General features: G+C 67.9%; 12 protein-coding genes. 10 read left to right on the forward strand and 2 right to left on the reverse strand.

The window, feature by feature from the left end; all coding sequences use genetic code 11:
* Nucleotides 1-236 precede the first annotated feature (236 nt).
* Both arfB and AUL33_RS13180 read right to left on the reverse strand, forming a co-directional pair.
* Nucleotides 237-680: an alternative ribosome rescue aminoacyl-tRNA hydrolase ArfB gene (gene arfB / locus AUL33_RS13175; protein WP_062208716.1), complete on the reverse strand. Its 444-nt coding sequence runs from the start codon at nucleotides 678-680 to the stop codon at nucleotides 237-239.
* 166 nt (nucleotides 681-846) lie between these two features.
* Nucleotides 847-2,457: a phosphoenolpyruvate carboxykinase gene (locus AUL33_RS13180; RefSeq protein WP_062208718.1), complete on the reverse strand. Its 1,611-nt coding sequence runs from the start codon at nucleotides 2,455-2,457 to the stop codon at nucleotides 847-849.
* Nucleotides 2,458-2,803: 346 nt separating this feature from the next.
* Between AUL33_RS13180 and AUL33_RS13185 the strand changes: the two genes are divergently transcribed.
* From AUL33_RS13185 to AUL33_RS13230, 10 genes are all read left to right on the forward strand, one after another.
* The gene (locus AUL33_RS13185; protein WP_062208721.1) at nucleotides 2,804-3,283 is read left to right on the forward strand and encodes a pyridoxamine 5'-phosphate oxidase family protein; all 480 of its coding nucleotides are present in this window, start codon (nucleotides 2,804-2,806) and stop codon (nucleotides 3,281-3,283) included.
* Nucleotides 3,284-3,523: 240 nt separating this feature from the next.
* Nucleotides 3,524-4,225: a response regulator transcription factor gene (locus AUL33_RS13190; RefSeq protein WP_062209045.1), complete on the forward strand. Its 702-nt coding sequence runs from the start codon at nucleotides 3,524-3,526 to the stop codon at nucleotides 4,223-4,225.
* Nucleotides 4,226-4,317: 92 nt separating this feature from the next.
* On the forward strand, nucleotides 4,318-6,066 hold the full coding sequence (locus AUL33_RS13195; RefSeq protein WP_062208724.1) for a sensor histidine kinase: 1,749 nt from the start codon (nucleotides 4,318-4,320) through the stop codon (nucleotides 6,064-6,066).
* Nucleotides 6,063-6,542, forward strand: a complete 480-nt coding sequence (locus tag AUL33_RS13200) for an HPr kinase/phosphorylase (RefSeq protein ID WP_062208726.1) — start codon at nucleotides 6,063-6,065, stop codon at nucleotides 6,540-6,542. Before AUL33_RS13195 ends, AUL33_RS13200 begins: the two co-directional genes overlap by 4 nt.
* A gap of 219 nt (nucleotides 6,543-6,761) precedes the next feature.
* Nucleotides 6,762-7,163, forward strand: coding sequence for a PTS sugar transporter subunit IIA (locus AUL33_RS13205; RefSeq protein ID WP_062208728.1), 402 nt, complete (start codon nucleotides 6,762-6,764; stop codon nucleotides 7,161-7,163).
* A gap of 66 nt (nucleotides 7,164-7,229) precedes the next feature.
* Entirely contained in the window at nucleotides 7,230-7,556 is a 327-nt protein-coding gene (locus AUL33_RS13210; RefSeq protein ID WP_062208731.1) for an HPr family phosphocarrier protein, read from the forward strand.
* 264 nt (nucleotides 7,557-7,820) lie between these two features.
* Entirely contained in the window at nucleotides 7,821-9,221 is a 1,401-nt protein-coding gene (gene ahcY / locus AUL33_RS13215; protein ID WP_062208734.1) for an adenosylhomocysteinase, read from the forward strand.
* A gap of 261 nt (nucleotides 9,222-9,482) precedes the next feature.
* On the forward strand, nucleotides 9,483-12,002 hold the full coding sequence (locus AUL33_RS13220) for a PAS-domain containing protein (protein ID WP_082652575.1): 2,520 nt from the start codon (nucleotides 9,483-9,485) through the stop codon (nucleotides 12,000-12,002).
* Nucleotides 11,999-13,561, forward strand: a complete 1,563-nt coding sequence (tsaE, locus tag AUL33_RS13225; protein WP_062208737.1) for a tRNA (adenosine(37)-N6)-threonylcarbamoyltransferase complex ATPase subunit type 1 TsaE — start codon at nucleotides 11,999-12,001, stop codon at nucleotides 13,559-13,561. Before AUL33_RS13220 ends, tsaE begins: the two co-directional genes overlap by 4 nt.
* A 77-nt stretch (nucleotides 13,562-13,638) precedes the next feature.
* Nucleotides 13,639-14,352 (forward strand): nucleotidyltransferase family protein, encoded by a 714-nt coding sequence (locus AUL33_RS13230; RefSeq protein ID WP_062208740.1) that lies wholly within the window; start codon nucleotides 13,639-13,641, stop codon nucleotides 14,350-14,352.
* Nucleotides 14,353-14,415: the final 63 nt, after the last annotated feature.

Raw genomic sequence — 14,415 nt, forward strand, 5'->3', positions numbered from 1 at the left:
TTGAAAGGTTCGCCTTCCGTTTCTCGAAAGGTGAACGAGATACGAAGACAGCCACCGAAAAGGTGCATCGCTCGGGATCACGGATGCGTTTTTTCCGGGCAGTCGGCCTGGATCCGAGGCCGATCGGGTCGGGATGACGTTCTAACCCGTTGAGATCGCGTGACGTCTGAACCCGTAATGCCACTTCGTCGCAGCCGCAGGACGCCAGCGCAGGCGGCAGGCGGCGGATCGGCGCGTCAGTCGTCGACGCGTCCGCGCATGCGCTTGGTGTCGGAGCGGCCCTTCTTGGCTTCCAGGCGGCGCTCCACCGAGCCGCGCGTCGGCCGCGTCTTCTTGCGCGGCGGCGGCGGGGGCACCAGTGCCTGACGCACCAGCGCCACGAGGCGCTCGCGGGCATCCTCGCGGTTGCGCTCCTGCGTGCGATGGCGCGAGGCCTCGAGCAGGATCTCGCCCTCCTTCGTCGCCCGCGAGCCCGCGAGCTTCAGAAGGCGCGCCTTCACGTCGTCCGACAGCACGATCGAGGCGCCCGCGCGAAACCGCAGCTGGACGGCGGTGGAGACCTTGTTGACGTTCTGCCCGCCGGGACCGGCCGAGCGGATGAACGCCTCCTCGATCTCGTCGTCGGGAATGCGCACGCGGGCACTGACGAAGAGCCCCTTCTCGGACCTGTGCTCATCCATGGCTTCCGGCCTTCGCGGAGGATCGCTGCGGGGACGGGGCAGACGCCCGCCTTGCGTCCCCGCACGAGCCACAAAAGAAAAAGGCCCGCAACCCCGCCGAGGGGATCGCAGGCCTTGTGCTCCTCCCAGAGCAAGGGTCGGCCCGGCGCGGAGCCGGGCCTGATCGCTATTCCGCCGCGAGCGCCATGGCCGGCGAGGCGCCCAGCACGCTGGCATCGACATGCGCCTCGAACTTCTCGAAGTTGGCGCGGAACATGGCGGCGAGGCGCTGGGCCTGCCGGTCGTAGGCGGCTCCGTCGGCCCAGGTCGAGCGCGGGTCGAGGATGGCGGGATCGACGCCGGGCACCACGACCGGAACCTGGAAGCCGAAATGCGGATCGGTGCGGAACGTCGCCTCCTTCAGCGAGCCGTCGAGCGCGGCGGCGAGCAGCGCCCGCGTCGCCTTGATCGGCATGCGCTTCCCGGTGCCGTAGGCGCCGCCGGTCCAGCCGGTGGAGACCAGCCAGCAGTCGACATCGTGGCGGGCGATGAGATCGCGCAGGAGATTGCCGTATTCCGACGGATGCCGCGGCATGAACGGCGCCCCGAAGCAGGTCGAGAAGGTCGCCTCCGGTTCGGTCACACCCTTTTCCGTGCCCGCCACCTTCGCCGTGTAGCCGGAAAGAAAGTGGTACATCGCCTCGGCGGCCGTCAGCTTGGCGATCGGCGGCATCACGCCGAAGGCGTCGGCCGTCAGCATGATGATGTTCTTGGGGTGGGCCCCGAGGCCGGTCGCGCTGGCATTGGGGATGAAGTGCAGCGGATAGGCTGCCCGGGTGTTCTCGGTCAGACGGCCGTCGTCGAAGTCGGGCACGCCGTTCTCGTCGAGGATCACGTTCTCCAGGACGGTGCCGAACATGCGCGTCGTCGCGAAGATCTCGGGCTCGGCCTCGGCCGACAGGCGGATCGTCTTGGCGTAGCAGCCGCCCTCGAAGTTGAAGAGCCCGTTCTCGCCCCAGCCATGCTCGTCGTCGCCGATGAGCGTGCGGTTGGGATCGGCCGAGAGCGTGGTCTTGCCGGTGCCCGACAGGCCGAAGAACACGGCCGCGTCGTCTTGAGGGCCGATATTGGCCGAGCAGTGCATCGGCATGACGCCGGTCTCGGGCAGGCGGTAGTTCAGCACCGTGAACACCGACTTCTTCATCTCGCCGGCATAGGTCGTGCCGCCGATGAGGATGATGTTGCGGGTGAAGTCGCAGGCAATCACCGTCTCGGAGCGGCAGCCGTGACGCTCGGGATCGGCCTTGAAGGACGGCAGGTCGATGATCGTCAGCTCCGGCACGAAGCTTTCGAGCTCAGACTTCGTGGGACGGATCAGCAGGTTGCGGATGAACAGCGAGTGCCAGGCGTATTCGGTGACGACGCGCGCCTGGATGGCGTTGGCCGGATCGGCGCCGCCGACGAGATCCTGGACGAAGAGGTCGCGGCCCTCGGCATGGGCCTTGAAGTCCTCGTAGAGACGCTCGAAGGCGTCGGGCGCCATCGGCTTGTTGTTGTCCCACCAGACGCGGTCTTCGGTCTCGGCATCGCGCACCACGAACTTGTCGCGCGGCGAGCGGCCGGTGTGCTGCCCGGTGGTGACGAGGAGTGCGCCATGGGCGGTCAGCTTGCCCTCGCCGCGGCGGATCGCGGTTTCCACGAGATCGGCCTCGCCAAGATTCCAGCGCAGCGACCCGAGATGACGAAGGCCCGTGGTCTCGATCCCGCTCGCGGCGTTGCGGATCCCGATCTCTTCCATGACGTCTCTCCTTCCGGGAGGGCCGAAGCAACGCGGCCGGTGGATCGATGAAATACGATGGAGATCGGCGTCACGCAACTGCCCCATTACGGTAAATCATCAGTCAAAACAGTCATTTAATCGGTTTAGACTGGCCTGATACCGGTCTAAATCGGTTCAACTCGGTCTTTTGAGGACTTGGCGCACGCAAAATATTTCGCTGCAGCGCACCGCCGGCCGCGAGGAGCGACATCGCGCGGGCACGGCACCTTTGCGCCGCCCGCGCGTTTGACCCCATCGGAACCTTGCAGGGTGGCGGCGAACGCGGGCCCGCAAGGCGACAAACGATCCAGGAAAAGGGCAACCCATGGCCGAACACGCGACCGAGAAGTTCTGGGATATGATAAAGGGTTTCGACACCTGCATGGTGACGACCCGCGACGGCGAAACGTTGCGTGCTCGCCCGATGGCGCCCCGCCTCTCGAAGGAGCGCGGCGAGATCCTCTTCATCACCGAGAAGACCTCCCACAAGGTGGGCGAGGTCGCCGGCGACGATCAGGTGGCCTGCACCTTCACCAAGCATGGCGAGTATGTCGCCCTGTCGGGCACCGCCAGCGTGACGCAGGATCGCGCCCGCATCGACGAGATCTGGGACGCCGAGATGGAAGCCTGGATGCCGCAGGGCAAGGACGGCCCGAACGTAGCCGTCCTCGTCATCAAGCCTTCGCAGGCCGAGATCTGGGACGTGAAGACCAACAAGATCACGCAGGCCTACGAATTCGCCAAGGCTTATCTCGGCGACAAGGACCGGCCCGACACCACCGAGCACGTCAAGGTTCAGCTCTGATCGAGGGCGGCTCCAGCCGCCCCCCTGTCTGCCACCGCCCGAACGGGGTCAAAAGGAAAGCGCTTTCGGCCCCGTTCGGCAAAAACTTTGCAAATGCGTGCGAAATGCCACATTCTCTTGGGAATGCATCATCGCACGAGTCGTGACCACGGCCGGATCGCTCAGCGCGAGACGGTAGTGGCCCCGTCGTCGGTGGCATCTCGTAGCGGACACGCGCGAGCGAACGTGGAGTGAATGGGCATGCCGACGATTGCGCTGGTGGACGACGACAGGAACATTCTGACGTCCGTCTCGATCGCGCTCGAGAACGAGGGATACCGGGTCGAGACCTACACGGACGGCGCTTCCGCGCTCGAAGGACTCTCGGCGCGCCCTCCGCATTTGGCGATCTTCGACATCAAGATGCCGCGCATGGACGGCATGGAGCTGCTGCGACGGCTGCGTCAGAAGTCCGACCTGCCCGTGATCTTCCTCACCTCGAAGGACGAGGAGATCGACGAGCTCTTCGGCCTCAAGATGGGCGCCGACGACTATATCCGGAAGCCGTTCTCGCAGCGTCTGCTGGTGGAGCGCGTGCGCGCCATCCTGCGCCGCGGCGCCCCGCGCGAGGCCGGTGCCAAGAGCGGCCCCTCGCCCGAATCCTCGCTCGAGCGCGGCCAGCTCGTGATGGACCAGGAGCGCCACACCTGCACTTGGATGGGCCAGCCGGTGACGCTCACCGTCACCGAGTTCCTCATCCTGCATTCGCTGGCGCAGCGGCCGGGGGTGGTGAAGAGCCGCGACGCGCTGATGGACGCCGCTTATGACGAGCAGGTCTATGTCGACGACCGCACGATCGACAGCCACATCAAGCGGCTGCGCAAGAAGTTCAAAGCGATCGACGACGACTTCGACATGATCGAGACCCTCTACGGCGTGGGCTACCGCTTCCGGGAGATCTGACGAGGAGGGAGCCGGGCAGGACCTTGCTGACCACCCCCGATCACGCTGGCGACAAGACGGTCGAGGCTGCGTCCACTGCGCGCAGCCGGGCGATGCGCGTTCGCGCGCGCTGGCGCCGCGTGCCCTTCATCCGGCGCTCGCTCTTCCGGCTGCGCTGGGTGCTCGGCCATTCCATCTTCTCCTCGCTGACGCGGCGCATCGTCTTTCTCAACCTCGTCGCGCTCATCGTCCTCGTGTCCGGCATCCTCTATCTCAACCAGTTCCGCGCCGGGCTGATCGACGCGCGCGTCGAAAGCCTGCTGACGCAGGGCGAGATCATCGCCAGCGCCATCGCCTCCTCGGCCACGGTCGAGACCAACTCGATCACGCTCGATCCCGAGCGGCTCTTGGAAATGCAGGCGGGCGCGACCCTGCAGCCCAATTCCGACAGCTCCGAAAGCCTCGACTTTCCGATCAATCCCGAACGCGTCGCCCCGCTGCTGCGCCGACTGATCTCGCCGACGCGCACCCGCGCCCGCCTCTACGACCGCGACGCCAACCTCATCCTCGACTCGCGCCATCTCTATTCGCGCGGCCAGATCCTGCGCTACAGCCTGCCGCCGGTGGAACAGGACGAGGAGGGCGCGCTCGCCTGGCTGCAGCGGCAGGCAACGAGCCTCTTCGGCCATGGCGGGTTGCCGGTCTACCGCGAGACGCCCGGCGGCTCCGGCGCCACCTATCCGGAGGTGATGAGCGCGCTGACCGGCGGCCCCGCCACCGTGGTGCGCTCCACCGAGAACGGCGAACTCATCGTCTCCGTCGCGGTGCCGATCCAGCGCTTCCGCGCGGTGCTCGGCGTGCTCCTCCTGTCGACGCAAGGCGGCGACATCGACAAGATCGTCCAGGCCGAGCGCATGGCGATCGTGCGCACCTTCGCAGTGGCAGCGCTCGTCACCGTGGTCCTGTCGATGCTGCTCGCCTCCACCATCGCAACGCCCCTGCGGCGTCTGGCGGCCGCGGCGATCCGCGTGCGGCGCGGCGTCAATGCGCGCGAGGAGATCCCAGATTTCGGCGACCGCGCCGACGAGGTCGGCAACCTCGCCTCCGCCATCCGCGACATGACGAACGCGCTCTACGCGCGCATGGACGCGATCGAGAGCTTCGCCGCCGATGTCAGCCACGAGTTGAAGAATCCGTTGACCTCGCTGCGCTCGGCCGTCGAGACCCTGCCGCTCGCCCGCAACGAAGCCTCGCGCGAGCGCCTTCTCGAGATCATCCAGCACGACGTGCGCCGTCTCGACCGATTGATCACCGACATTTCCGACGCCTCGCGCCTCGATGCGGAACTCGCCCGCGAGGTCGCCGGTCGCGTCGATCTCGCCGGTCTCGTCGGCTCGGTGGTGGACGGGGCGCGCGCGCATCTGAAGCCCGGCCGCGATACCGTCATCGATCTGGCGATCGCCCCGCCCCCCGCGGGCAAGACCTACAAGGTGTCGGGCCACGACCTGCGCCTCAGCCAGGTCTTCACCAACCTCATCGACAATGCCCGCTCCTTCGTGCCGGAAGCGGGCGGGCGCATCACGGTGCGCCTCAAGCGCCAGAACCGGCGCGTCGTCGTGACCGTCGAGGACAACGGGCCGGGCATCCAGGCCGAGAAGATCGACCGCATCTTCGAGCGCTTCTACACCGACCGGCCGGCCGCCGAGGCGTTCGGCCAGAATTCCGGCCTCGGCCTGTCGATCTCGCGCCAGATCGTCGAGGCTCATGGCGGCGACATCCAGGCCGAGAACATGACGGACCCCGCCGATCCCGCACGTCTCGTCGGCGCCCGCTTCACCGTCTCGCTGCCGGCCGAGGAATGAGCGGCGAGAGCTATATCCACGCCACCGCCGTCATGATCTCGGGATCCGGCCTCCTGATCCGCGGCCTTTCGGGCAGCGGCAAGTCGTCGCTCGCCCTCTCGCTCCTCCAGCGCGCCACGGCGCTCGGCTGGCCGGCGCACCTCGTTGCCGACGATCAGGTTATGGTGCGTCTCGCAGGCGATGACGGCGTCTCGCTCCATGCGCCCGAGACGATCGCGGGCCTCATCGAACTGCGCGGCATCGGGCTCCTGCGCCTGCCCTACGCGCCGATGGTCCGGCTTGATCTCGTGATCGACCTCGTGGAGCGCGAAACGATCGAGCGGCTGCCCGATCCCACGACAGCCGAGATCCTCGGCCGGTGCGTGCGCCGCGTCACCATGCCGAGCCGCGACCCCGCCTTCGGCGCCGATCTCGTCCTGACCCTTCTGGCACCGGAGGCCGTCATGGTGCCGACAGGCCCGGAACGGAGGTCTTGATGCGCTGCGTCAGGACGAGGCAGTTGCAGCGCACAAATTCGGCACGCGTCCTGCGGGAACCCTCACACCTCTCGAAGGCGTGATCGGTTTGCCAAGCCCAGAAACCCCGCAATCTGGAATAATTCTTGGGCGCTGTGTCCCGGCTCGCCTTGCGAGGCCATGGCAGCAGGCGCACAATCCTCTGCCCACGAGAGCGGCGAATCCCGGAGCGGACGACGAATGATTGGACTGGTGCTGGTAACCCACGGCCAGCTGGCACGCGAGTTCAAGCTCGCAGTCGAGCATGTCGTCGGCCCCCAGGAGGCGTTCGAGACCATCTGCATCGGGGCCGACGACGACATGGAGCAGCGCCGCCTCGACATCGTCCAGGCCGTGCGCGACGCCGACCGCGGCAAGGGCGTCATCATCCTCACCGACATGTTCGGCGGTACCCCCTCGAACCTCGCCATCTCGGTGATGGACGAGGGCGAGATCGACGTTCTCGCCGGCGTCAACCTACCGATGCTGATCAAGCTCGCCAGCGTGCGCGGCGAACGACCGATGGACGTGGCGCTCGTCCAGGCGCAGGACGCCGGGCGAAAATACATCGCGGTCGCCAGCCGCATCCTTTCCGGCAAGTAGCGGATCCCCGATCATGACGGCGCGGCGCCCCCGGACACGACAGAAACCCTTCAGCGGATCGCCAGCATGAGCCGAGCCACCGCCCACCAGTTCGAGGTCGAACGCGCCGTGACCCAAGCGACCTCCGCGAGCCGGACGCTGACGATCGTCAACCGCAAGGGCCTGCATGCCCGCGCCTCCGCCAAGTTCGTGCAGGTCGTCGAGACCTTCGCCGCCGAGATCACCATCTCGCGCGACGGCATGACCGTCGGCGGCCAGTCGATCATGGGCCTGATGATGCTCGCTGCCGGCCAGGGCACCACGATCGACGTGATGGCCGAAGGCTCTGATGCGGTCGAAGCGGTGGATGCGATCGCGGTGCTGGTCGCCGACCGGTTCGGCGAGGACTGCTGAGGCGGGCTTGCGAGTTGCGCTTGGGTGAGCCGATCAGCCGACGTTGGCGGCCTTGAGCGCGAATTCGCAGGGCGAACTCACCGGGAATCGGGCGCTTGCGGGTGGGAGGCGAATGCGCGCGGCGAATTCCCCGATATAACCGCATAAGGATTTCCTTATATCATTTTTGGCGTTCTCCTGTTAGGTCTGCCGCAGCATTTCGGCCGCGGACCAGGCGACGCTCGCAGGCGCGCCTCTCCCGGCCCACGAGCAGGAGAGCGCAGCATGACGGCCACCGCCGACTACATCGTCAAGGATCTCTCGCTGGCCGACTGGGGCCGCAAGGAACTCGACATCGCCGAGACCGAGATGCCGGGTCTCATGGCGTGCCGCGAGGAGTTCGGTCGCGACCAGCCCCTGAAGGGCGCGCGCATCACCGGCTCGCTGCACATGACCATCCAGACCGCGGTGCTGATCGAAACGCTGCAGGCGCTCGGCGCCGAGGTCCGGTGGGCCTCCTGCAACATCTTCTCAACGCAGGACCACGCCGCCGCCGCGATCGCCGCCACCGGCACGCCCGTCTTCGCCGTGAAGGGCGAGACGCTCGAGGAATACTGGGACTACAGCGACCGCATCTTCCAGTGGCCGGACGGCCAGCCCTCGAACATGATCCTCGACGACGGCGGCGACGCCACGATGTACATCCTGCTCGGCGCCCGCGCCGAAGCCGGCGAGGACGTCCTGTCCAATCCCGGCTCCGAGGAAGAGGAGATCCTCTTCGCGCAGATCAAGAAGCGCATGGCCGCCAGCCCCGGCTTCTTCGCTCGCCAGCGCGACGCCATCAAGGGCGTCACGGAAGAGACCACGACCGGTGTCAACCGCCTCTACCAGTTACAGAAGAAGGGTCTCCTCCCCTTCCCCGCGATCAACGTCAACGACAGTGTCACCAAGTCGAAGTTCGACAACAAGTACGGCTGCAAGGAGTCGCTGGTCGACGGCATCCGCCGCGCCACCGACGTGATGATGGCCGGCAAGGTCGCCGTGGTCTGCGGCTATGGCGACGTCGGCAAGGGCTCGGCGGCCTCGCTCGTCGGCGCCGGCGCCCGCGTCAAGGTGACGGAGGTCGATCCGATCTGCGCGCTTCAGGCGGCGATGGACGGGTTCGAGGTCGTGACGCTCGAGGACGCCGCGCCGACGGCCGACATCGTCATCACCACGACCGGGAACAAGGATGTGGTGACGCTCGACACGATGCGCGTCCTCAAGGACATGGCGATCGTCGGCAATATCGGCCATTTCGACAACGAGATTCAGGTCGCGGCCCTGAAGAACCTCAAGTGGACGAACATCAAGCCGCAGGTCGACATGATCACCTTCCCGGACGGCAAGCGTATGCTGCTCCTGTCGGAAGGGCGCCTGCTCAACCTCGGCAACGCCACCGGCCACCCGTCCTTCGTTATGTCGGCCTCCTTCACCAACCAGACGCTGGCGCAGATCGAGCTTTTCACGAAGAGCGAGAAATACGGCAACGAGGTCTACGTGCTGCCTAAGCACCTCGACGAGAAGGTCGCCCGCCTGCATCTCGACAAGCTCGGCGCCAAGCTTTCCACGCTCTCCGACGAACAGGCCGCCTATATCGGCGTCACGCCGAGCGGGCCGTTCAAGGCCGAGCACTACCGCTACTGATGCGTGTCGTTTCAGGAGGCCGGTGACGGCCTCCGGCGACAAAGACCCGGATGCGCCGATGGCAAGCCCTCGGCGCATTTTCTTTTTTCCCCACTGTGCCGTTCCAGCGCTTTGCGGAAAGTTATCCACCGTTTAGATTTGCCGAATCGACGGGCTGTTGGGGAACGGCCCGTCGAGTTTGGGGACATCTGTCTTTTCTCGACAGGCGGCGGAGAAGGACGGGGGACGATGGAACGCGAATCACCACACAGGACGGGCCGAATGGTCCGGTCGTCGCGCGCGCGTGACTGCGCGCGCAGATTGTGTGCGGGAACCTCGTCGCTCGCGTCGGCTGCCGGCGCGGCCGGCGCTCTTCTCCTCGTCACCCCGCCGCAGGCGCTCGCCCAGGGCATGGCGGCGCCGATGGCGCCCGAGACCATCCTCAACCTCGCCCTCGTCGGCCTGACGCTCGGCGCCGCGATGCTCGCCGCCGTCTGGCTCATCCGCCAGCAGGCCGCCACCGCCGAGGACAACAAGCGCCTGCGCGCCGATCTCGCCGACGCCCTCAACGAGACCGAGCGGCGCGGCAGCCTCCTCTCCGACGAAGGCCAGCGCCTCGTGATCTTCACCGGCGCCGGGGCGCCCGACATCGTCGGATCGCTGCCCAAGGACCTCGGCTGTCCGGCGGACGCGGCCGGCTTCCTCGCCTTTTCCGGCTGGATGGAACCCGGCGAAGCGGGCGAAGTGGAGCGCGCGGTGGCGCAGCTGCGCACCCGCGCCGAGCCCTTCCGCCTCGAGATCGAGCGGCCCGACGGCCGCGTCCTCGAAATCGCCGGGCGCACCGTGGGTGCGCTGGCGACGGTGCGCTTCACGCCGCTCGTGGGCGTGCGCGAGGAGCTCGCGGCCCTGCGGCTGGAGCAGGACCGCGCCAACGGCATGATCGAAACGATGCAGGCGCTGTTCGACGCCGCGCCGATGCCGATGTGGCTGCGCGACGAGGGCAAGCGCCTCGTCTGGGTCAACACCGCCTATGCCCGCTCGGTCGATGCGCCCGGCGTCACCTCGGCGGTGGACCGGCAGATCGAGTTCCTCAACGAGCAGGACCGAGCGCTCATCGCCGCGCAGACCGCCCGCACCGGTCGCTTCGCCGACAAGCTGAGCGCTGTGGTCGAGGCCGACCGGCGCAACTTCCACGTGGTGGACGCCGCAGGCCCCTTCGGCTCGGCGGGCCTTGCCGTCGATATTTCCGAGACCGAGGCCGTGCGGCTGGAGCTGAAGGAGACCGTGCGCTCGCAGTCCGAGACGCTCGATCACCTGACCACCGCCATCGCCCGCTTCGACGAGAAGACGCAGCTCACCTACAACAACGCCGCCTTCGCCAAGCTCTTCGACCTCGCCACCACCTATCTCGACACGGCGCCCGACCACATCGAGATCCTCGATCAGCTGCGCTCGCGCGGCATCCTGCCCGACGACCGGCCGCTGCGCGACATCAAGGCCGAGATTCTCGCCGCGCATCGCGCCACCCAGCCGACCGACGCGATCTGGCACCTGACGGATGGGCGCACGCTGCGCGTCTTCACCAGCCCCGAGCCGCAGGGCGGCGCGACCTGGGTCTTCGAGGACCTGACCGAGAAGCTGCAACTGGAATCGCGGCTGAACGCGCTCGTGCGCCTGCAGGGCGAGACACTCGACTTCCTGCGCGAGGGCGTCGCCGTGTTCGGCCAGGACGGGCGCCTGCGCCTGTCGAACCCGATCTTCTCCGAACTCTGGGGGCTCTCGGACGAGTTCCTCGCCGCCAAGCCCCATATCCGCGCCTTCGGCGCCACCGCGGGCGTCTCGATCCGCCCCGCCGGGATCGAGGGCGTCTCCGACACCACGTGGTCGACCTTCATCCAGGCCGTCACCGCCTTCGACGAATCCTCGCGCGAGGCGTCGAGCGGCGAGTTCGAGCTGTCGAACGGCCGCGTCCACGCCTACGGCATCGTGCCCCTGCCGAACGGGCAGACGATGCTGACCTTCACCGACATTTCCGACGCGCGCGCCGCCGAGCGGATGCTGCGCGAGCGCAACGAGGCACTGGAGAACGCCGACCGGCTGAAGAGCGACTTCGTCCAGCATGTGAACTACGAACTGCGCTCGCCGCTGACGAACATCATCGGCTTCTCGGCCCTCCTGCGCTCGCCGGAGACCGGGCCGCTCACCGAGCGCCAGTCGGAATATCTCGACTATATCGGCACCTCGACCTCCTCGCTCCTGACCATCGTCAACGACATTCTGGATCTGGCCACCGTCGATGCCGGGATCATGGATCTCGACCTCAGCGACGTCGACATCGCCGGCACCGTCGAGCATGCCGCCGATGCGGTGCGCGACCGGCTGCGCGCCAACGAGATCCGCCTCGAGGTCGACATCGCGGCCGCCGGCGGCTCGACCTTCCGGGCCGACGGCCACCGCGTCACCCAGATCCTGTTCAACCTCCTGTCGAACGCCGCCAATTTCGCGCCCGCCGGTTCCACCGTCCGGCTGCGCGTCGCACGCCGCAACGGCGAGGTCGCCTTCAGCGTCGCCGACGAGGGTCCGGGCATCGCGCAGGCCGACGTCGCGCGCCTCTTCGAGCGCTTCGAGGCCAATCCCGCGGGCGGGCGCCAGAGCGGCGCCGGCCTCGGCCTCTCGATCGTCAAGAGCTTCGTCGAGCTGCATGGCGGACGCGTCGAGATCGGCGCCGGGCCGAGCGGCGGCACCGTCGTGACCTGCCGCTTCCCGGCTCCGTCCGAAGAAAAGGATCTGGCCGCCGAATGAGCGTTCCGCCGAGCGCCGCCGACCTCGACACGGGCGAGCGCATCTTCGCCGTCGACCTGCCGGACGATGCCGCCACCGGGCGGCTCGCCGCCGACCTCGCGCTCGTCTTGGGCCTCGGCGACGTCGTGGCGCTGTCGGGCGAACTCGGCGCCGGCAAGACGACCTTCGCGCGCGCCTTCCTGCGGGCGCTCGCCGGCGACCCGGCGCTGGACGTGCCCTCGCCCACCTACACGCTCGTGCAGATCTACGAGACCCGCCCGAAGACCACGCATTTCGATCTCTACCGGATCGGCGACGAGGCGGAGCTCTTCGAACTCGGCTTCGACGAGGCGGCCGAGACCGGCATCGTTCTGTGCGAATGGCCCGAGCGCGCCGCCCACGCCCTCGATCTCGCCAACATCCATCTCACCCTGCGCGACGGGGCCGGCGGGGGCCGCGTCGCCGAGATCCGCTGCGCCGCCGAGGCCGCGCGCCGCGTCGGCCGCACGCTGCAGATCCGGCGCTTCCTCACCGATGCCGGCCATCCGCTCGCCGCCCGCGCGCCGTTTCCCGGCGACGCCTCGGCCCGGCGCTACGAGAGCGTGCGAACGCCGGGCGGCCACACGCTCGTGCTGATGGATGCCCCCCGCCTGCCGCCGGGAAAGCCGGTGAAGGACGGCCTGCCCTATACGCGCATCGCCCATATCGCCGAGGACGTGCGCCCCTTCGTGGCGATCGCCGCGACGCTCGACGCGCGCGGCCTGACGGTGCCGGCGATCCATTCGTCCGATCTCGACGCCGGCCTCGTGGTGATGAGCGATCTCGGCAGCGAGGGTGTCCTCGACGCGCAGGGCCGCCCGATGCCGGAGCGCTACGAAGCGGCGGCGCGGGCGCTCGCCGCCCTCCACGTCGAGCCCTTCGATCCCCGGATCGAGGCCGGCGCCGGCCTCGTCCACGTCGTTCCCTCCTTCGATCACGGCGCGATGGCGATCGAGGTCGGCCTCTTCCTGCAATGGTACTGGCCCCACCGCCATCACCGCCCCGCCGACACGGCGGAGGAGGACGCCTTCGCGGGCGTCTGGCGCGACCTCTTCCAGGATCTCGATCTCGCCGAGCGCAACCTTCTCCTGCGCGACGTCCACTCGCCGAACCTGCTCTGGCAGCCCGGCGAGAGCGGCGCGCGCCGCATCGGCTTCCTCGACTTCCAGGACGCGATGATCGGGCCCACCGCCTACGATCTCGCCTCGCTGGCGCAGGACGCGCGCGTCGACGTTCCCGCCGAGCTCGAGGCCCGCCTCGTCGCAGCCTATATCTCTGCCCGCCGCGCGCAGGACCCGGCCTTCGACGCCTTCGCCTTCGAGCGTGCCTACGCGATCATGGCCGCGCAGCGCGCCACCAAGATCCTCGGCATCTTCGTGCGCCTCATGGCGCGCGACGGAAAACCGCAATACCTGCGTCACATTCCTCGGATTAAGACCTACCTCAACCGCACGCTCGACCATCCCGCGCTCGAAGCACTCGCCGCGCTCTACCGGGACTGGGACATCCTCGCCGACGACCCCGAGCCGCCCCGCCCCTGAACCGCCGGATCCCAAGCCTCGTGACATCGCGTATCCCGACCGCCCGCGCCCGCCGGACCCCGAAGCCCAGGACCGCGATGATCCTCGCCGCCGGCCTCGGCAAGCGCATGCGTCCGATCACCTCGACCATCCCGAAACCCCTCGTCGAGGTCCACGGCAAGGCGCTGATCGACTACAGCCTCGACGCGCTGGCCCGCAACGGCGTCGAGCGCGTCGTCGTCAACGTCCACTACATGGCCGACCTCATGCGCGCGCATCTGCGCAAGCGCCGCGACATGGAGGTTCTCGTCTCCGACGAAACCGACCAGCTCCTGGAGTCGGGCGGCGGCATCGTGCGCGCCCTGCCCCTCATCGGCGACGATCCCTTCTACCTGATCAATTCCGACACGTTCTGGATCGACGGCTACCGCGACAATCTCGATCTCATGGCCGACCTCTGGAATCCCTCCGAGGCCGACATGCTCCTGCTCATCGCCGAGATGCGCCAGTCCACCGGCTACGAGGGACGTGGCGACTTCACCATGGACCGCGACGGCCGTCTCCAGCGCGTGGCCGAACGTGACATGAGCCCCTTCATCTACGCCGGCGCCGGCATCCTCAGCCCCGACATCTTCCGCGGCCTGCCCGAGGAAACCTTCTCCCTCAACCGCGTCTTTGACACCGCCATCGAGGCCGAACGCCTCTTCGGCGTGCGCCTCGACGGTCTCTGGCTCACCGTCGGCACCCCGAAGGCCGTCAAGGATGCCGACGCCGCCTTCCTCGCCAGCGCGACACGCGTGCAATACGCCTGAGGCGACGGGTGGCATGGCGGGGCTGCCGCCCCGATCCCCGCCCGAGGGCTGACACCCCGGACC

The organism is Aureimonas sp. AU12 (genome assembly GCF_001463705.1).
GTDB lineage: Bacteria > Pseudomonadota > Alphaproteobacteria > Rhizobiales > Rhizobiaceae > Aureimonas.